The organism is Intrasporangium sp. (assembly GCF_039812505.1).
GTDB lineage: Bacteria > Actinomycetota > Actinomycetes > Actinomycetales > Dermatophilaceae > Intrasporangium_A.
The window spans coordinates 1-17,255 of the sequence record NZ_JBDIAQ010000071.1; the positions used below are offsets into that span (position 1 = coordinate 1).

Here is a 17,255-nt window from a genome sequence, read left to right on the forward strand (position 1 = left end):
CGGCGAGCGGGCGTCAGCATGGGAGGAGCGCAGCCGATGAGCAGGACGAAGGCCGAGCAGGTCCGGGACGAGCGAACCCTCGGCCAGCTCGTCGCCTCTCTCACCGAGGACGTCGCGACGATCATGCGCGGCGAGATCGCCCTGGTGAAGGTGGAGCTCAGCGCCCAGGTCAAGAAGGCCGGCAAGGGCGGGGCGCTGCTGGCAGTGGCCGGGGTCATCGCCTTCTACTCCGTCTACTTCGTCTTCATCACCATCGCCGAGGGCATCACCGCAGCCGGCTTGCCGAAATGGCTGAGCTACCTGATCGTCACCGTCGTCCTCCTGCTGATCGCCGGCGTCCTGGCCATGGTGGGCATCCGCCGGCTCAAGACCGTCGAGCCGAAGCCCACCAAGGCGATGGCCGAGGCCGAGCAGACCCTGGCGGTGCTCAAACGCGCCGCCAGCAACCCCTACGACCCGTCCGGCGGTGCGCCGGCACCCGGCGGCGGCACCCCGCCCGCGACCCCCCGCTCCACCCGCCCGGCTGACCCGAGCGCCCCGAGCGACGGGTCCAAGGCACTGGAGCAGCGGGTCATGAGCGCTCGCGCCGCCGCGGCCCCAGCTGCTGCCGCGGCCGTGCCGGGCGACCTGCCGGCCGCCGCCACGACGACGCGCGACTGGGGCCAGACCGCCGACGAAGCCCTGGCCTCGGACACCGGTGTCGAGGGCCCGGCCGACCTGACCGACCACCCGGTGCGTCATTCGGCGCCCAGCGCGTCCACGGCAGCACTGCCCCGCACGCTGGCCGAGGCGGAAGCCGAGGCCGAGGCGAAACGCCGCCACGACCATCCGTCCGAGACGTGAGCGCGACGAGCCGAACCCAACCTGCGCGCCCGACCCGCGCCCGTCTCCCGAGAGCCCACATGCCCGTTGACCCGGCGTTCGTCGAAATCGAGGGTCCATGGGAGCACCGCTACGTCGCGGCCAACGGGGCCCGGTTCCACGTCGCCACCCTGGGCGACGGGCCGCTCGTCATGATGCTGCACGGCTTCCCGCAGTTCTGGTACACGTGGCGTCACCAGATGACGGCGCTCGCCTCGTGCGGCTACCGGGTCGCGGCGATGGACCTGCGCGGGTACGGCGGCTCCGACAAGCCGCCGCGCGGCTACGACACCTACATGTCGACCCTCGACACCGCAAGCGTCATCCGCGCCCTCGGCGAGTCCTCCGGGGTCGTCCTGGGCCAGGGCCTCGGCGGCTGGGTCGCCTGGTGCATGCCGGTCTTCCGCCAGGACGTGACCCGCGCGGTCGCGTCGCTGTCGATGGCCCACCCTCGGGTCATGCGCCACGCGACGTGGACGGTCCGCCGCCAGCGCGAGGCCTCCGGCTGGATCCTGGACCTGCAGAAGCCGTTCAAGGCCGAGCGCGCGATGAACCGCTCCCACGCGTACGTCGAGGGCCTGCTGACCAGGTGGTCCTCGCCCTTCAGCAGCTACCCGTCGCCCGACGACGTCGCCCGCTACGGCGACGCGATGATGATCCCGTTCGTCGCGCACTCGGCGGCCGAGCACTACCGCTGGCTCGGCCGGTCTGCGATCCGCCCGGACGGGCCGATGTTCATGCGCCGGATCCGCCGCCCGATCCAGGTCCCCGTGCTGCAGGTGCAGGGCACCGACGACGGCTGCGTGCTCGCCGACGCGACGACCGGCTCGGGGGCCTACGTGCCCCGCGACTACCGCTACGCCGCGGTCGAGGGTGCCGGCCACTTCCTGACCGAGGAGGCCCCGCACGCGGTCAGCCGGATCCTGATCGACTGGCTCGACTCGCTGTGAGCGACCTCACGTGGGCGGTGTGCGTCCGCGACACCTCCGGTATGCCGCTCACCTCCCAGGCCGCCGACGTGCCCTTGCGCACGGCGTCCGTGGGCAAGGTGCTCCTGCTGCTCCACCTGGCAAAGGGCCTGTCCCACGGGTCGATGTCGGCCGGAGAGCCGCTCAGCCGCGAACTCGTCGATGCCGTGGCGGACTCGGGTCTCTGGTGGTACCTGTCCGTGGACACGCTGCCGGTCGTCGACCTGGCACTGCTGGTCGGGGCGGTCAGCGACAACCTGGCGACCAACGTCCTGCTGCGCAGGGTCGGCCTCGACGCGGTGGCTGCGACCGCGGCATACCTCGGCCTGACCCGGACCGCGCTGCACGACAAGGTCCGCGACGTGCGTCGGTCGTCGGACCCGCCGACCCTGTCCAGCGGGACGGCCGCGGAGCTGAGCGGTCTCATGCTGCAGGTCGCGCGCGGGAGGGCCCTCGGGCCGGAACCGGACATGCAGGTGCAGCAATGGCTCTCGGCCAACGTCGACCTGTCGATGGTCGGCGCAGCCTTCGTCGAGCGACCGGGGCTCGACCCGCTCGCTCACCGGGGTGGCCCGGTCCGGCTGTTCAACAAGACCGGGACCGACGCGGGCGTCCGGGCCGACGTCGGCGCCGCGACGCTCGGGGCCCGGACGGTCGCCTGGGCGGCGATCGCCAACTGGCCACCGGCGCAGGACCGGGTGCCGGAGGTCCTGGCGCGGATGAGGCAGGTGGGCCATGACGTCCTCGCCCGCCTGACCCGCCGTCCGGTCCGGGCCGACTGAAGGCACGGAAACCGGTCGACCGCTCACCACTCTGCCGGGTCGATGGCCCGCTCGACGCCGACGTGCCGGCCGGCCTCCTCGAAGCCCAGCCGCTCGTAGAGCCTGACCGCCGGTCCGTCCTCGACGGCCACGATGACCAGCTCCCGGACCGCCGGGTGGGTCAGCGCCCACTCCCCTGCGACCCGCACCAGCCGCGCCGCGATCCCCCGGCGCCGGTAGCCCGAGTGCGTGACGACGTCCTGGTACCGGGCCCTCGTGCCCAGCCGCACCACGCCGACCTTCGCCACGAGGCGGCCCCCGATGAACGCGCCGAACCACGCGCCGCGCCCCTCGTCGACGAGCGACTTCTGCGCCGCGGCCCGCCGCTGCTCGAAGACGAGCCTTGCCTCGAGCTCGCGGATCACGACGTCGCTCGCGCCCAGCTCGGCCGACTGGCGCCAGTCCGAACGCTCGGCGAAGTGCCGGATCGAGACCTCCTGCTCGTCCATCGGCAGCCATGTCGGCACCTTGGTGATGAACAGGGTCACGTCGCGCTCGACGTCGAAGCCCCGCTCGCGCCACCCGTCGAAGTCGCCCGTGCTGTCCGCGAAGCCAAACGTCTGGTGTCGCGCTCCGGGGAACTCCCGCTCGAAGCGCTCGACCCACGCCGGTACGTCCTGCGCCGGGACAGCACGAGCCAGCAGCAGGAAGTTGCCCCACCAGAAGGTCGGGTTCTCGGGCGTGCGGACGACGAGGTGGTCGCCTCGGTCCCGGATGGTCGAGCCCTGCAGCTCCAGCAGGGCCAGATCGGTCGCGAGCCCGGGCGATTCGACGTGCATGTCCCCGAGGGTATGCCGCTCGCCCACCTTCGGCCCGCGGCCTCCCACCGCGCTGCGACGGCTGCCCCGACTGCCTCCCTCGCGCGCCACTCACCACCTGCTCCGCTCAGCGACTCAGTGGGCCCGCTGCTCCGCCCCGGGGAGCAGTGGGCCCGCTGCTCCCCTGAGCGGAGCAGGTGTTGAGCCCCTGGGAGACAACCCGGTGCCGCCCATCCGACCGCCCGGCCGACCGCCCGCCCGATCCGATCAATGCGTCAGGCACGCGCCGGACGGCACCTCCGCGCCGGCCGACCTGGCCGTGACGAGCACCGACATCGCCTCGCTCAAGGTCAGCGCGTACCCGGTGTTGTCGTCCTCGACCGACTTGGCGAAGACCACGCCGACCGCCCGCCCGGAGGTGTCGAGCAGCGGACCACCGGAGTTGCCCGGCCGGACCTGGGTGTAGAGCGAGTAGATCTCCCGGACCACGGTGTCGCGGCCGTAGATGTCGCGGCCCCGCGCCTCGAGGACGGAGCGCACGCGAGCCGGCACGACGGCATACGGCCCGTCCAGCGGGTAGCCGGCGACCACGGCGCTGGCGCCACGCTCGAGCGATTGCCCGAGGTGCAGCGGCGGAGCGCCCAGACCACGGACGCGCAGCGCGGCAAGGTCCCGCTCGGGGTCGAACACGACGAGCTCGGCGACATACCGGTCCCCGTTGGCGGCCTCGACCTGGATGCGTTCGGCCCCGGCGACGACGTGCGCGTTGGTGATGACGATGCCGCGCTCCAGCACCCAGCCGGTGCCCTCCTGCGCGGCCGCGCAGCGCATGGACTCGGTCGTGACCTTGACGATCGAGCGCCTGGCCGCGGCGACCGCCGGATCATGGGCGACGGCCGGGTCGGGGGGGTGCACCGGTGTGATCGGCTCGGGCGCGAACCCGCCGAACACCTGCGGGAACCCCTGCTGCGACAGGAAGCTGCGGAAGCCGGCGAACAGCTGCCCGGTCTGCGGCGGCACCACGCGGTTGATCGCCGCGACGACCTTCGAGTCCGAGACCGCCTTGGCGAGCGCAGGGTTGCCCGAGGTCCGCAGGGCCCCGCCGAGGAACCAGATGATCAGCGAGGCGGCGGCCACGACCACGACCGCGCCCAGCACCGAGTCGAGCCCCCGCGCGGCGCGCAGTCCGACGACCCTGCGCCGCACCGAGTGCCCGACGAGACCGCCGAGGTACTGCCCCAGCCAGCCAAGTGCGATGACACCGACGATCAGGGCGATGATCCGCAGCCGGGAGTCGTCGGCGACCACGTCGACCCGGGCGAACAGGCTCGGCAGCTGCCAGATGCCGATCACCGCCCCGACGAAGAAGCCGACGAGCGAGAAGACGCTGGTGATCAGGCCGTGGCGGTATCCCGAGATCGCGTAGGCCAGCAGGACGAAGGCGAGCGCGAGGTCGATCAGCGTCGAGCCGGTCACCGCGGCCTCACCCCCTCCGGCCGCCGAGGTACCGCTCCGGCAGTGGCCGCAGGACCTGCTGGTCCCAGGCATGGTCCAGCCCGGCGAGCTCGAGGGTGCGGCTCAGCAGGCCTGCGGTGAACCCCCAGAGCACGAGCTGGTCGATGTCGAACGCCGGCCCGGTGAAGCCGCTCGGGTGGCGCACGGAGTACCGGCAGCCGGGGTCGACCAGGTGCTGCAGCGGCACCTCGATCACATCGTGGACCTCGGCCTCGTCGACGATGCCGACCGGGGTGGGATGCCGCCACCAGGCGATCACGGGGGCGACGACGAACTGGCTCGGCGGCAGGAACAGGGACGGCAGCACCGAGACGACCTCGACCCCGGCCGGGTCGAGCCCGGTCTCCTCGTGCGCCTCGCGCAGCGCCGTCTCGACCGCGTCCCGGTCCGTCGGCTCCCGCGCCCCGCCCGGGAACGCGATCTGGGCGGGGTGCGACCGCATCGTGTGCGAGCGCTCGATCAGCAGCACGTGCTCGCCAGTGGCCGCCGAGCCGACCGGTGGCGGGCCGAAGAGCATCAGCACGGCCGACTCACGACCGGTGTCGTCGTCCGGCGGCAGGAAGCGGCTGAAGTAGTCGCCGTCGACCATCCCGAGCCGGGTCACCAGCCGCTGCATCCACCCGGGGCGCGGCTGGTCGACGGCTCCGGGCGGGATCGTGCCCGAGTCCCTGGCGTATGCCGCTCCGCTGGGCGGGGGGCGCCGGCTCACCGCGGCGCCAGCTCGTACTTGAGCAGCTTGGCCGCCTTCACCGGGTCGGTCTCCCCGATGCCGTAGGACGGGCAGAGCCGGGCCACCGGGCAGGCTCCGCAGGCCGGGCGCTTCGCATGGCAGGTACGCCGGCCGTGGAAGATGACCACATGGCTGAGCATCGTCCAGTCCCGGCGCACGAACAGGTCACCGACGACGTGCTCGACCTTGACCGGGTCCTTCTCGTCGGTCCACCCGAAGCGGCGCACCAACCGGCCGAAGTGGGTGTCAACGGTGATCCCGGGCACCCCGAAGGCGTCGCCGAGCACGACGTTCGCAGTCTTGCGGCCGACGCCGGGAAGCGTGACCAGCTCCGGCAACGTGCCGGGGACCTCGCCGTCGTACCGTTCGACGAGGGCCTGGCCGAGCTTGATCAGCGAGTCGGCCTTGGCCCGGTAGAACCCGGTCGGCTGGACGATCGCCTCGAGCCCGGCGCGGTCCGCCGCGGCGTAGTCGGCGGCCGTGCGGTACGCGGCGAACAGGACCGGCGTGACCTTGTTGACCCCGACGTCGGTCGTCTGGGCCGACAGGATCGTGGCGACGAGCAGCTCGAGAGGCGTGGTGAAGTCCAGCTCACAGCGGGCGTAGGGGTAGCGGTCGTGCAGCAGCCGGAACATCTTCCGGGCACGCCGGGTCAACGCCAGAGGCGACTCTTCCCTGACAACGGCGGACACACCGGCCACTCTAAGGCGGGCGCCCTGCAGATCGGCAATCGCGGGACTGTCGATGTGCTGTGGACCGGCCAGGTGGTGCGACGCGACGACCCGGACGGGTGAGTAGGGTGAAGCGCATGACCACGTGGGAGTACCTGACGGCACCGCTGATCATCCACAACACCAAGCAGATCCTCGACAACTTCGGGTCTGACGGGTGGGAGCTGGTGCAGGTCGTTCCGGGGCCGGACGGGCAGAGCCTCGTCGCCTACTTCAAGCGTCCGAAGGGTTGAGCACATGTCCACTGTCGAAGAACGGCTGTCCGAGCTGGGTCTGACCGTGCCGGAGGTCGTGCCTCCCGTCGCGGCCTACGTCCCGGCCGTACGCGACGGCAACCACATCTACACTTCGGGGCAGCTACCGATGGTCGGCGGGGCACTCCAGGCGACCGGCAAGGTCGGCGCCGCTGTGACGCCGGAGGACGCCAAGGGCTACGCGGCGACGTGCGCCCTGAACGCCATCGCCGCCGTCAAGGCCGAGATCGGTGACCTCGAGAAGGTCACCCGGGTCGTCAAGGTCGTGGGCTTCGTCGCCTCCGACCCGTCGTTCACCGGCCAGCCCGGCGTCGTCAACGGCGCGAGCGAGCTGCTCGGGAAGGCCTTCGGCGACAAGGGGGTCCACGCCCGTTCTGCCGTCGGGGTCGCCGCCCTGCCGCTCGATGCGCCGGTCGAGGTCGAGGTCGTCGTCACCGTCGCAGACTGAGAACGGCATGCCCGACCGTCCCGCGTCACACCGCGACTTCCCGGTCACCAAGGACCTGCCGATGGCCGGTGCCGGGTCGCGGTGGCTCGCCGGTGAGCGGTGGGAGCCGGCCACGCCACGGCAGGCGAGCACCGTCATGCTCGTGCGCGACGGGCCGGTCGGGACCGAGGTCTTCATGCTGCGTCGGGTCTCGGGGATGGCCTTCGCACCGAACATGCTCGTCTTCCCGGGCGGCGGGTGCGACGTCCGCGACACCGACCCCGACCTACCGTGGGCCGGCCCGCTCCCCGACGACTGGGCCGCGCTGCTCGGGTGCCGTGCGGACGAGGCGCAGATGTATGTCGCCGCGGCCGTCCGCGAGGTCTTCGAGGAGACCGGGGTGCTGCTGGCCGGGCCCGCGGCCGCCGGGCCGCTGGCCGACGTGTCGGGCCCACGGTGGCGTCAGGTGCGCGACGGGCTCGTTCGACGCGAGCTGTCGCTGACCGGTGTCCTGACCGAGGCCGGGCTACGGCTGCGCTCGGACCTGCTTGCCGTCAAGGCCCACTGGCTGACCCCGGAGTTCGAGCCGCGCCGGTTCGACACCTGGTTCTTCGCCGCGCTCATGCCCGAGCACCAGCTGGCCGACGGCGAGACGAGCGAGGCGGACCGGTCCGGCTGGGCCCGGCCGGCCCGGACGCTGGCGGCGTTCGGGCGCGGCGAGGCAGTCATGCTGCCGCCGACCCTCGTGTGCCTGGAGGAGGTGCGCGACACCGCGAGCGCGCGGGACTTCGTCCGGCACGCCGAGCAGCTGCCGCTGATCATGCCCACGATCGTCTCGACGACCGGCGGTCCGGCGATGCGGATCCCGGTGCCATGAGCACCTCACGTCGAGTGGGCACCGAGTCCCGGTCGAGCGGGCACCAAACCTCGGTCGAGGGGGCACCAGGACCCGGTCGAACGGACCACGGACGATGAATGGCGCCCCGGCCGACCCGTCGTGGACCGGCGGCCAGATCTCGACGAGGGCCCAGTGCGTGCTGTGCCCCAACCCGGGTCCGATGACCCTCGACGGGACCAACACCTGGGTGCTGGGCGAGCCCGGCTCGACCGACGTCGCAGTCCTGGACTCCGGCCCGCTCGACGAGCGGCACCTCGCCGCCGTGCTCGACGCGGTCGCGACCTCGGGCCGACGGGTGGCGTTGACCCTGCTCACGCACCACCACGCCGACCACGCCGAGAGCGCCGACCGGTTTCACGAGCTGACCGGGGCTCCGGTGCGGGCCTTCGGCGGTGGGCACGACGACATCCGGCCGGGGGAGCTGATCCGGGTCGGTGGCCTGGAGGTCCTCGCGGTCGAGACCCCCGGGCACACCGCCGACTCCTTCTGCTTCGTCCTGCCGGCCGACAACGCCATCCTGACCGGCGACACGGTGCTCGGCCGCGGCACGAGCGTGGTGGCCTGGCCGGACGGGCACCTCGAGTCCTACCTCGAGTCGCTGGCTCGCATCGAGTCGCTGACGCTGGCCGGCACGGTCACGAGCATCCTGCCCGGCCATGGGCCCGTCGTCGCGGATGCCGCCGCCACCGTGGCCTTCTACCTGCAGCACCGGGCCGAGCGGCTCGACCAGGTGCGCGCGGCGCTCGCGGCCGGGGACACGACAGCCGGCCAGGTCGTCGAGCGGGTCTACGCCGACGTGTCGCGCGACCTGTGGCCGGCCGCCGAGATGTCGGTCCAGGCCCAGCTCGAGTACCTGCGCGAGCACCCCTGAGTCACGCCCGAGGTGGCGCGGCCACGACAACTGCTTCCGGGGTGGGTTCTCGTGGCGCCCGACCCCGCCGGCCGTCCCGCCACGGCAACTCAGCGGGCGCGACGCTTCAGCCGGTCGACGTCCATGAGCAGCACGGCCCGGGCCTCGAGGCGCAGCCAGCCGCGCGTCGCGAAGTCGGCCAGGGCCTTGTTCACCGTCTCGCGCGAGGCCCCGACGAGCTGCGCGAGCTCCTCCTGGGTCAGGTCGTGCGAGACGAGGACACCGCCCTCGACCGGACGGCCGAACCGCTCGGACAGGTCGAGCAGCGCCTTGGCGACCCGGCCCGGCACGTCGGTGAAGACCAGGTCGGCCAGGTGTGCGTTGGTGCGGCGCAGTCGCTGGGCCAGCGCCTGCAGCAGGGTCTTTGACACGTCGGGCCGCCCGGTCAGGATGACGCTCAGCGACTCGTGCTTGAGCCCGAACAGCTGCGTCTCCGCAACGGCCGTCGCAGTCATCGTGCGCGGCCCCGGGTCGAACAGGCTCAGCTCGCCGAACATCTCGCCCGGCCCGAGGATCGCGACGAGGTTCTCACGGCCGTCCGGGCTCGTCCGGCCGAGCTTGATCTTGCCCTCCGCGATGACGTAGAGGCTGTCACCCGGATCGCCCTCGCGGAACAGCACGTCGCCGCGCTCCATCCGGGTCAGGGTCATCTCCGCCTGCAGCGCGGTCGCGGACTCGTCATCGAGTGCCTGGAAAAGGGGTGCGCGCCTCACCACGTCGACATCCACGGGCCAAGTTTGCCACGCGGGTGAGCCGTACGGCGGCGCCCAGCGCCCTCCCGGGTCGATGTATTTCCGCGGGCCAGAGACCGCGCGAATACATCGACCCGGGGGTGGTGTGGCCACCCCGGGGGTGGTGTGGCCACCCGCCGGCACATCGACCGGGTGTGGTGTGGCCGGGCGCCGACACATCGACCCAGACAGCATCGACGCGAATACATCGACTCAGCGATGATGGGAGCGATGAGCACCGTGACGACCGACTGGAGCAGGGCCCGGCTGCACATCGTCACGGGCAAGGGCGGCACCGGCAAGACGACGGTGGCCGCGGCCCTCGCGGTCGCCCTCGCCACGGGCGGGCGCCGGGTCCTGCTCGGCGAGGTCGAGGGCCGCCAGGGGATCAGCCAGACCTTCGACGTACCCCCGCTCGGCACCGAGGAGACCCGGGTCGCCAAGACCGTCGGGGGCGGTGAGATCGTCGGGCTGTCGGTCGACGCCAAGGCGGCCCTGCTCGAGTACCTCCAGCTGTTCTACAAGCTCGGCCGCGCCGGCAAGCTGCTGGAGAAGTTCGGGGCCATCGACTTCGCCACGACCATCGCCCCGGGAGTGCGGGACGTACTGCTCATCGGCAAGATCTACGAAGCCGGCCGACGACGCAAGGACGGCAAGCACCGGGGAGCCAGCCCGGCGGCATACGACGCGATCGTGCTGGACGCCCCACCCACGGGGCGCATCGGCCGCTTCCTCAGCGTCAACGCGGAGGTGGCCGACCTGGCGCGCGTCGGGCCGATCCACTCGCAGGCCGGCTCGATCACCACGATGCTCGAGTCCGACCAGACGGTCGTGCACCTGGTGACGCTGCTGGAGGAGATGCCGGTGCAGGAGACCGTCGAGGCGATCCACGAGCTGCGCGACAAGGGCCTGCACGTGGGCGCGGTAGTCGTCAACATGCTGCGCCCGCCCTACCTCGATGACGCGGCGCTCGAGCAGGCGCGGGCCGGACGGCTGCACAAGCCCTCGATCTCGACCCAGCTGAAGGAGGCCGGTGTCGTGGTGACCCCGGGGCTGCTCGACGGGCTGCTCGACGAGGCGCAGGACCACGCCCTGCGGGTCGACCTCGAACGCGAGCAGCTGGCGATCCTTCAGGCGACCGACCTGCCGATCTACTCGCTGCCGGCGCTGGCAGACGGGGTCGACTCGGGCGAGGTCCGCGAGCTGGCCGACGCCCTCATCGAGCAGGGGATGCTCCGGTGAGCACCGAGAGCTCGCCCGCCACGGGCACCCGTGCCTCCCGGGCCGCGCCCCACCTGGACATCGACGCCCTCATCGGCGACCCGGGGATCGGCATCGTCGTGTGCTGCGGCGCGGGCGGGGTCGGCAAGACCACGACCGCGGCCGCGCTCGGGCTGCGAGCGGCCGAGGCGGGCCGGAGCGTCGTGGTGCTGACGATCGACCCGGCCCGCCGACTGGCCCAGTCCCTCGGGCTCACCGAGCTGGACAACACGCCACGGCCCGTCGCCGGCATCGACCGGAGCAACGGCGGGTCCCTCGACGCGATGATGCTCGACATGAAGCGGACCTTCGACGAGGTCGTCCTGGCCCATGCCGACCCGGACAAGGCGGAGCAGATCCTCGCCAACCCCTTCTACCAGGCGGTCAGCTCGTCCTTCGCCGGCACGCAGGAGTACATGGCGATGGAGAAGCTCGGCCAGCTCAAGGCCTCCGGCGACCGCTGGGATCTCATCCTGGTCGACACGCCGCCGTCCCGGTCGGCCCTGGACTTCCTCGACGCGCCGAACCGGCTCGGGTCGTTCCTCGACGGCCGGTTCATCCGGCTGCTGTCGGCCCCGGCGAAGGCGAGCGGCCGGGCCGGCCTGAAGGTCTTCAACGTCGGGATCCAGATGGTCAGCGGCGCCCTGACGAAGATCCTCGGCGGGCAGATGCTGCACGACGTGCAGACCTTCGTGGCGGCGCTCGACACGATGTTCGGCGGCTTCCGCGAGCGCGCCGACACGACGTATCGCCTGCTGTCCGAGGACGGGACGGCCTTCCTCGTCGTCGCCGCGCCGGAGCGCGACGCGTTGCGCGAGGCGTCCTTCTTCGTCGACCGGCTCGAGGCAGAGGGTATGCCGCTCAGCGGGCTGGTCGTCAACCGCATCGGTCGCGTCGCGGTCCCCGAGCTGACGCCCTCCAAGGCGCTGGCCATGGCCGAGTCGCTCGACGACGGCAACGGGCCGCGCTCGGCGACCAATGCTGCCGGGGTGCTGCGGCTGCATGCCACGCTGGTCCGGCAGGCCGACCGGCAGCGTGAGCTGGCGGAGCGGTTCTCCCGGGGGCACCCCGAGGTCCCGGTCGCCTACGTGCCCGCGCTCGGCCGGGACGTGCACGACCTCGCGTCGCTGCGCGAGGTCGGCGCAGCCCTGGCGGCCCGGTCGCCCGCGCTCTGACCGGTCGAGAGTGCACATCTCCGGGTCGAGAGTGCACATCTCCGGGTCGAGAGTGCACATCTCGGGAGCGAAGTCCTGCACGCTCGATGCGAAATCGCGCACGCTCGATGCGAATTGGTGCACGCTCGATGCGAAATCGCGCACGCTCGATGCGAATTGGTGCACGCTCGATGCGAATTGGTGCACGCTCGAGGCCAGTTGGTGCACGCTCGATGAGGCTGGGAGGGAGTGCGCGCGGCGAGACAGCCCCGCCGCGGCACTCCCCCGCCGGACGAGCTCAGGCGCTGCGGCGAGCCGCAGTCTCCTCGCCCTCGCGGAGCACCTTGCGCCACGACTTCACGTCGGGGCGCCGGCGCAGCAGGGCGCGACGCTCACGCTCGGTCATGCCTCCCCAGACCCCGAACTCCGTCCGGTTGTCGAGCGCCTCCGCGAGGCACTGCAGCACGACCGGGCAGGACTTGCAGATCGCCTTGGCCTCGTGCTGCGCCTTGCCCCGGACGAACAGCGCGTCCGGGTCCTGCTCCGTGCACAGGGCATGGGTCGTCCAGTCCTCATCCCAGGCAACGCGTGCGACATCCACACTCATGTTTCTCTCCCCTCCCCGTCGGTGCCCTCCAGCACCGATCGAAATACGGCGCCTCCCAGCACCGTCCGACCCCTGCGGCGGTTCCCTTGCCGCCAGGTCGAGATTCCCCGATGAACCCAACCACGACACTAGGAAGGATCGGGGTCAGAGCAACATAGCCTCTATGGACCATTTCCGCCGACCCGGTGACTAGTCACCCATGCCGGCATGATCTGCGACACAATGGCCGACGTCGGCCACCGAGGCGCCCGTGGCCTACGCTGCGCCATGTCCAGGGTGGGTGTGCTGCTCGGTTACCCTTGAGCGCATGCCCTCACGCACGACGTCCATAGGCGGCGTCATCAGCCTGCTCGGCGCCTTCCTGGCGTCGGCGCTGGTGCTCGGCCTCCTGCTCGCCGGGCTGTTCATGCCCGCCGTGGGCGCCACCGGCGCCCTGGCCCGCACCGGCGTCGACGTGTTCAACGAGCTGCCGAGCGAGTTCCGCTCCAGCCCGTTGCTGCAGCAGTCCAGGATCCTCGCGGCCGACGGCAAGACCGTCATCGCGACCCCGCAGGACCAGAACCGCATCGTCGTCAAGCTGGCGCAGATCGCCCCGGTCATGCGTACCGCCCAGGTCGCCATCGAGGACCACCGCTTCTACGAGCACGGCGGGATCGACCTGCAGGGCACCATGCGGGCGGTGATCTCCAACCTGCGCACCGGCGGCAGCCAGGGCGCGTCGTCGCTGACCCAGCAGTACGTCAAGGTCTCGCTCCAGTACAGCGCCCTGCAGCGCGGCGACAAGAAGGCGGCCGAGGCGGCGGTCGACCAGAACTACATCCGCAAGCTGCGCGAGCTGAAGTACGCCATCACGCTCGAGAAGAAGTGGAGCAAGGACCAGATCCTCGAGGCCTACCTGAACACCGTGTACTACGGCGACCTCGCCTACGGGGTCGAGGCGGCCTCCCAGCACTACTTCAGCATCCCGGCCGCCAAGCTCAGCCTCTCGCAGGCGGCGCTGCTGGCCGGGCTCACGCAGAACCCGGGCACGACCGACCCGATCCACAACCCCGAGCGGGCCCTGACCCGGCGAAACGTCGTGCTCGACCGGATGCACGAGCTCGGCAAGATCACCGACCAGCAGTGGGCCGCCGCCCGCAAGCGCACCATCCGGCAGGACCTGAAGGTCACCAACCCCAAGAGCACCTGCCTCGCCTCGCCCTACCCGTACTGGTGCGAGTTCATCCTCAACTACGCGATGGAGATGCCGGCCCTCGGCAAGACCCGCGAGGAGCGGCGGCGCAACCTATACGCCGGCGGCTACGTCATCACCACCACCCTCGACCCGAAGATCCAGCAGATCGTCCAGCGGGAGGTCACCCGCAAGGTGCCGATCGGCGACAAGTCGCACGTCGGCGCGGCGGCATACGTCACCGACGCCACCGGGCACGTGCTCGGGTTCGCCCAGAACACCCAGTACACGGTGACGAAGCAGGCGCTCGGCAGGACCGGGGTCTCCTGGGCGCTCGACACCCGGTACGGCGGCTCGGGCGGGTTCCAGTTCGGCTCGACGGCCAAGGCGTTCTCCCTCGTCACGGCGATGGAGAGCGGCATGACGACCCACTCGTCGGTGCGCGCCAAGGCCGCCGGTGGCAACGCGACGGCGGTCTACTACCCGAGCGAGTTCAACGGCTGCGGCCCCGGTGGCCCGTGGCGGGTGCACAACGACTCGCCGTTCGCCGGCGGCAGCATCTCGCTGATGCGGGCCACCGCACTGTCGACGAACACCGCGTTCGTGGCCCTCGCCCAGAAGCTCGGCGGGTGCAAGGTGCGCGACACGATGCTCAAGCTGGGCCTGCACAAGGCCAACGGCGAGCCCATCGGCAAGTACGCGCCCGAGTACATCCTCGGCTCGGACGAGGTGTCCCCGCAGGGCGTCGCGCACGCCTACGCGACCCTGGCCAACGACGGCAAGAAGTGCCCGATGGTCGCCGTCACCAAGCTGACCCGCGACGGCCGGAACGTGTCTCTGCCCAAGACCGCGTGCAAGCAGGTCGTCAGCGCCGACGCCGTCCGGGGGACGGACAAGTTCCTCGAGTACAACATGACCAACGGCTCCGGGGTGCGCAACCAGCTCGCGGGCGGCCGCCAGTCCGCCGGCAAGACCGGCACCTCCGACAAGAACAACGAGTCGTGGTTCGTCGGTTACACGCCGCAGCTGGTCACCGCGGTCTGGGTCGGCACGCCCGACGACGGCAACAAGCGCCTCATGACCAACCTGCGGATCGGCGGCGAGTACATCCCGAAGATGCACGGGGCCGCGGTCGCCGCCCCCATCTGGAAGGGGATCATGAACGCCGCCCTGAAGGGCAAGCCGCACGCGAAGTTCCCCGAGCCGTCCGACAAGATCACCCGGGGCAACGACCTGCCGATCCCCGGAGTGGTCGGCATGTCGGCGCGCCGGGCCATCGCCGTCCTCGAGAACGCCGGCTTCAACGCGTCCGTCGGCGGCACGATGGCCTCCAGCGTGCGTGCGGGGCTTGTCGCCGGCACCTCGCCCTGGGGCTCGGCCCCGCGCGGCTCGGACATCACGATCTTCCTGTCCCGCGGTGGCGGCGACGACCGTCTCGCGCCGCAGGCGAGCCCGCCCCGGGCCGCCGCCCAACGCAAGCCGTCCACGGACCGGTCGGTGCCGCGGGCCGGCCAGCCGAAGCCGCCGGCGGCGCCCAAGCCGCCGACCCTGCCCAAGCCGCCGAAGCCGGCCGGCTGAGGAGCCGGCCCGGCTGGGGACCCGGCCCGGCCGGGAGCCGAGGGGGCCGGCGTGAGCCGGCTGAGCGGCATACCACCTGAGCGGTCCCGGTCGGGCCCGTGGGGCGTCAGGAGGTGAGCGCCTCCTTCACGATCGCCGCGACGCGGCCGCCCTCGGCGCGCCCGGCGACGGCCTGCTGGGCGGCCTTCATGGCCAGGCCCATCTGCGGCAGGCCCGACGCGCCGGAGCCCGCGACGGCGGCCCGGACGATCGCGGCCAGCTCGTCGTCGCCGAGCTGGGCGGGCAGGTAGGCCTCCAGGACGGCGAGCTCCGCGTCCTCCTGCGCGGCGAGCTCGGCGCGCCCGGCCTGACGGTATGCCGTCGACGCCTCGCGCCGCTTCTTCGCCTCCTTGGTCAGTACCTTGAGCACATCGTCGTCGGACAGCTCGCGGTGCCGCGTGCCGGCGACCTCCTCGGTCGTGACCGCCGTCAGGGCCATCCGCAGCGCGCCGGACCGGATGGCCTCCCGCGCGCGCATCGCGGCCGTCAGGTCGGCGTGCAGCTGCTCCTTGAGCGTCGTCATGGGCCGATTGTCGCAGGTGCCGGTGGGCGGGGCGGTTGCTCGCCCGGGCGCCCGGGAGGCGAGGATGGGGCCATGCATGCGGTGAACAGGGCGGCGCTCGGGACGGTCGGCGCGGGGCTCGGCGTGCTCGGGTGGGCCTCGCTCGTCGAGCGCAACGCGTTCCGGCTGCGCCGGGTGACGGCGCCGGTGCTCCCCCCGGGGTCGCCGTCGCTGCGGGTGCTGCACGTCTCGGACCTGCACCTGCTGCCGCGGCAGCGCTGGCGGGCCAGGTGGGTCAAGGAGCTGGCCAGCCTCGACCCGGACCTGGTCGTGGACACCGGGGACAACCTGGCCTCGTACGACGCCGTGCCGGCGGTGCTCGACGCGTTCGAGTGGCTGCTCGACCGGCGGGGGGTCTTCGTGCTCGGGTCGAACGACTACTTCGGGCCGTCGCTGAAGAACCCGCTGCGCTACCTGTGGCACCGGGGGCCGGCGCCCGAGCGGTCCCCGGCGACCCGGCTGCCGGTCGAGTCGCTGGTGTCCGGGCTGGAGGAGCGCGGCTGGGTGAACCTGACGAACCGGCGCGCCTCGCTGCAGGTGCAGGGGATGCGGCTCGACCTGGTCGGGGTCGACGACCCGCACCTGAGGTACGACCGCCTCGACCTGGTGCGCGGCCCGGCCGCGCCGGAGGCGGCGCTGACGATCGGGGTGACGCACGCGCCGTACCAGCGGGTGCTCGACGCGTTCGTCGCCGACGGAGCGGGGCTGGTGATCGCGGGGCACACCCACGGCGGGCAGGTGTGCGTGCCGTGGTACGGCGCCCTGGTGACGAACTGCGACCTCGACCCGGGCCGGGTCAAGGGGTTGTCCCGGTGGTGGGTCGGGGCGGGGCACGGCCACGGCGCGCCGGTGGCCCCGTCGTCGGCTGCGCCGGGCGATGCCGCCTGGTTGCACGTGTCCGCCGGGCTCGGCACGTCGCCGGCCGCACCGGTGCGGCTCGCGTGCCGTCCCGAGGCGACGCTGCTGACCCTGGTGGCGCGCTCCCCCCGAATGGACCGTTCGGGTTCGAACGCGGCGGTATGCCGCTGAGCCGGCCCACGGACGGACCGTTCGACGGGCGCGTCGGACCGATTGGGAGTTGCGGACGGTGCTGCGCTAGCATCGCTGCGTGCTGCCGCCGTCCGGAACGGCGGCACCGGGGTGTGGCGCAGCTTGGTAGCGCGCTTCGTTCGGGACGAAGAGGCCGCAGGTTCAAATCCTGTCACCCCGACCATTGCGTTCAACAGGGCGCGCTTCGACCTGTACCGGTACGCCAACAGGCGGAAGGTTGGGTCAGAAGC

18 protein-coding genes and 1 tRNA gene are annotated in these 17,255 nt (G+C 72.1%); 12 read left to right on the forward strand and 7 right to left on the reverse strand.

All coding sequences use genetic code 11. From position 1 onward, the window contains the following. The first annotated feature begins 36 nt into the window (after positions 1 to 36). The 3 genes from WMI84_RS10650 to WMI84_RS10660 are packed head-to-tail and all read left to right on the forward strand — an operon-like array spanning position 37 to position 2,611. Positions 37 to 843, forward strand: a complete 807-nt coding sequence (locus tag WMI84_RS10650) for a phage holin family protein (protein ID WP_347352950.1) — start codon at positions 37 to 39, stop codon at positions 841 to 843. Positions 844 to 902: 59 nt separating this feature from the next. Then, on the forward strand, positions 903 to 1,811 hold the full coding sequence (locus tag WMI84_RS10655) for an alpha/beta hydrolase (RefSeq protein ID WP_347352952.1): 909 nt from the start codon (positions 903 to 905) through the stop codon (positions 1,809 to 1,811). Then, positions 1,808 to 2,611, forward strand: a complete 804-nt coding sequence (locus tag WMI84_RS10660; protein WP_347352954.1) for a serine hydrolase — start codon at positions 1,808 to 1,810, stop codon at positions 2,609 to 2,611. Before WMI84_RS10655 ends, WMI84_RS10660 begins: the two co-directional genes overlap by 4 nt. A gap of 23 nt (positions 2,612 to 2,634) precedes the next feature. Here WMI84_RS10660 and WMI84_RS10665 read toward each other — a convergent pair whose 3' ends face one another. The 4 genes from WMI84_RS10665 to nth all read right to left on the reverse strand — a co-directional run bounded on the left by WMI84_RS10665 (position 2,635) and on the right by nth (position 6,288). After that, a complete protein-coding gene (locus WMI84_RS10665; protein ID WP_347352956.1) occupies positions 2,635 to 3,429 on the reverse strand; it encodes a GNAT family N-acetyltransferase in 795 nt (264 codons plus the stop codon). Between the two features lie 246 nt (positions 3,430 to 3,675). After that, entirely contained in the window at positions 3,676 to 4,884 is a 1,209-nt protein-coding gene (locus tag WMI84_RS10670) for a MarP family serine protease (protein ID WP_347352958.1), read from the reverse strand. 7 nt (positions 4,885 to 4,891) lie between these two features. Further along, the gene (locus WMI84_RS10675) at positions 4,892 to 5,632 is read right to left on the reverse strand and encodes a CoA pyrophosphatase (protein ID WP_347352960.1); all 741 of its coding nucleotides are present in this window, start codon (positions 5,630 to 5,632) and stop codon (positions 4,892 to 4,894) included. Then, positions 5,629 to 6,288 carry an endonuclease III gene (gene nth, locus WMI84_RS10680; RefSeq protein WP_347352982.1) on the reverse strand — a complete coding sequence of 220 codons (660 nt, stop codon included), beginning with the start codon at positions 6,286 to 6,288 and terminating at the stop codon, positions 5,629 to 5,631. Before nth ends, WMI84_RS10675 begins: the two co-directional genes overlap by 4 nt. Positions 6,289 to 6,461: 173 nt before the next feature. On the opposite strand from nth, the gene WMI84_RS10685 reads away from it, so the two are divergent. The 4 genes from WMI84_RS10685 to WMI84_RS10700 all read left to right on the forward strand — a co-directional run bounded on the left by WMI84_RS10685 (position 6,462) and on the right by WMI84_RS10700 (position 8,834). Beyond that, positions 6,462 to 6,617, forward strand: coding sequence for a hypothetical protein (locus tag WMI84_RS10685; RefSeq protein WP_347352962.1), 156 nt, complete (start codon positions 6,462 to 6,464; stop codon positions 6,615 to 6,617). A 4-nt stretch (positions 6,618 to 6,621) separates the two neighbouring features. Further along, a complete protein-coding gene (locus tag WMI84_RS10690; RefSeq protein WP_347352964.1) occupies positions 6,622 to 7,086 on the forward strand; it encodes a RidA family protein in 465 nt (154 codons plus the stop codon). A 7-nt stretch (positions 7,087 to 7,093) separates the two neighbouring features. Then, positions 7,094 to 7,942: an NUDIX hydrolase gene (locus tag WMI84_RS10695; protein WP_347352966.1), complete on the forward strand. Its 849-nt coding sequence runs from the start codon at positions 7,094 to 7,096 to the stop codon at positions 7,940 to 7,942. Positions 7,943 to 8,036: 94 nt separating this feature from the next. Then, positions 8,037 to 8,834 (forward strand): MBL fold metallo-hydrolase, encoded by a 798-nt coding sequence (locus WMI84_RS10700; RefSeq protein WP_347352968.1) that lies wholly within the window; start codon positions 8,037 to 8,039, stop codon positions 8,832 to 8,834. Between the two features lie 89 nt (positions 8,835 to 8,923). Here WMI84_RS10700 and WMI84_RS10705 read toward each other — a convergent pair whose 3' ends face one another. After that, a complete protein-coding gene (locus WMI84_RS10705; protein WP_347352970.1) occupies positions 8,924 to 9,601 on the reverse strand; it encodes a Crp/Fnr family transcriptional regulator in 678 nt (225 codons plus the stop codon). A 234-nt stretch (positions 9,602 to 9,835) separates the two neighbouring features. Here WMI84_RS10705 and WMI84_RS10710 point away from each other — a divergent pair, with 234 nt between their 5' ends. Together WMI84_RS10710 and WMI84_RS10715 are read left to right on the forward strand one after the other, a co-directional pair. After that, positions 9,836 to 10,846 (forward strand): ArsA-related P-loop ATPase, encoded by a 1,011-nt coding sequence (locus tag WMI84_RS10710; RefSeq protein ID WP_347352972.1) that lies wholly within the window; start codon positions 9,836 to 9,838, stop codon positions 10,844 to 10,846. Further along, positions 10,843 to 12,039 carry an ArsA family ATPase gene (locus tag WMI84_RS10715; RefSeq protein ID WP_347352973.1) on the forward strand — a complete coding sequence of 399 codons (1,197 nt, stop codon included), beginning with the start codon at positions 10,843 to 10,845 and terminating at the stop codon, positions 12,037 to 12,039. The genes WMI84_RS10710 and WMI84_RS10715 overlap by 4 nt, the downstream gene beginning before the upstream one ends. A gap of 277 nt (positions 12,040 to 12,316) precedes the next feature. Here WMI84_RS10715 and WMI84_RS10720 read toward each other — a convergent pair whose 3' ends face one another. Beyond that, the gene (locus WMI84_RS10720; RefSeq protein ID WP_347352975.1) at positions 12,317 to 12,625 is read right to left on the reverse strand and encodes a WhiB family transcriptional regulator; all 309 of its coding nucleotides are present in this window, start codon (positions 12,623 to 12,625) and stop codon (positions 12,317 to 12,319) included. Positions 12,626 to 12,932: 307 nt separating this feature from the next. Between WMI84_RS10720 and WMI84_RS10725 the strand changes: the two genes are divergently transcribed. Next, positions 12,933 to 15,374, forward strand: coding sequence for a transglycosylase domain-containing protein (locus WMI84_RS10725; protein WP_347352977.1), 2,442 nt, complete (start codon positions 12,933 to 12,935; stop codon positions 15,372 to 15,374). A gap of 106 nt (positions 15,375 to 15,480) precedes the next feature. Here WMI84_RS10725 and WMI84_RS10730 read toward each other — a convergent pair whose 3' ends face one another. After that, complete coding sequence (locus WMI84_RS10730; RefSeq protein WP_347352978.1) at positions 15,481 to 15,936, reverse strand: GatB/YqeY domain-containing protein; 456 nt, start codon at positions 15,934 to 15,936, stop codon at positions 15,481 to 15,483. A gap of 72 nt (positions 15,937 to 16,008) precedes the next feature. Between WMI84_RS10730 and WMI84_RS10735 the strand changes: the two genes are divergently transcribed. Both WMI84_RS10735 and WMI84_RS10740 read left to right on the forward strand, forming a co-directional pair. Beyond that, entirely contained in the window at positions 16,009 to 17,004 is a 996-nt protein-coding gene (locus WMI84_RS10735) for a metallophosphoesterase (protein WP_347352980.1), read from the forward strand. A gap of 107 nt (positions 17,005 to 17,111) precedes the next feature. Further along, positions 17,112 to 17,188 (forward strand) — tRNA-Pro (locus WMI84_RS10740). Positions 17,189 to 17,255 lie beyond the last annotated feature (67 nt).

Excerpts from the sequence above, each read along its gene's own strand:
- WMI84_RS10650 (WP_347352950.1), top strand. The coding sequence starts at position 37 with ATGAGCAGGACGAAGGCCGAGCAGGTCCGGGACGAGCGAACCCTCGGC.
- WMI84_RS10700 (WP_347352968.1), top strand. The coding sequence starts at position 8,037 with ATGAATGGCGCCCCGGCCGACCCGTCGTGGACCGGCGGCCAGATCTCG.
- WMI84_RS10730 (WP_347352978.1), bottom strand. The coding sequence starts at position 15,936 with ATGACGACGCTCAAGGAGCAGCTGCACGCCGACCTGACGGCCGCGATG.
- WMI84_RS10690 (WP_347352964.1), top strand. The coding sequence starts at position 6,622 with ATGTCCACTGTCGAAGAACGGCTGTCCGAGCTGGGTCTGACCGTGCCG.
- WMI84_RS10725 (WP_347352977.1), top strand. The coding sequence starts at position 12,933 with ATGCCCTCACGCACGACGTCCATAGGCGGCGTCATCAGCCTGCTCGGC.
- WMI84_RS10710 (WP_347352972.1), top strand. The coding sequence starts at position 9,836 with ATGAGCACCGTGACGACCGACTGGAGCAGGGCCCGGCTGCACATCGTC.
- WMI84_RS10735 (WP_347352980.1), top strand. The coding sequence starts at position 16,009 with ATGCATGCGGTGAACAGGGCGGCGCTCGGGACGGTCGGCGCGGGGCTC.
- WMI84_RS10655 (WP_347352952.1), top strand. The coding sequence starts at position 903 with ATGCCCGTTGACCCGGCGTTCGTCGAAATCGAGGGTCCATGGGAGCAC.
- WMI84_RS10695 (WP_347352966.1), top strand. The coding sequence starts at position 7,094 with ATGCCCGACCGTCCCGCGTCACACCGCGACTTCCCGGTCACCAAGGAC.
- WMI84_RS10720 (WP_347352975.1), bottom strand. The coding sequence starts at position 12,625 with ATGAGTGTGGATGTCGCACGCGTTGCCTGGGATGAGGACTGGACGACC.
- WMI84_RS10685 (WP_347352962.1), top strand. The coding sequence starts at position 6,462 with ATGACCACGTGGGAGTACCTGACGGCACCGCTGATCATCCACAACACC.
- nth (WP_347352982.1), bottom strand. The coding sequence starts at position 6,288 with ATGTTCCGGCTGCTGCACGACCGCTACCCCTACGCCCGCTGTGAGCTG.
- WMI84_RS10665 (WP_347352956.1), bottom strand. The coding sequence starts at position 3,429 with ATGCACGTCGAATCGCCCGGGCTCGCGACCGATCTGGCCCTGCTGGAG.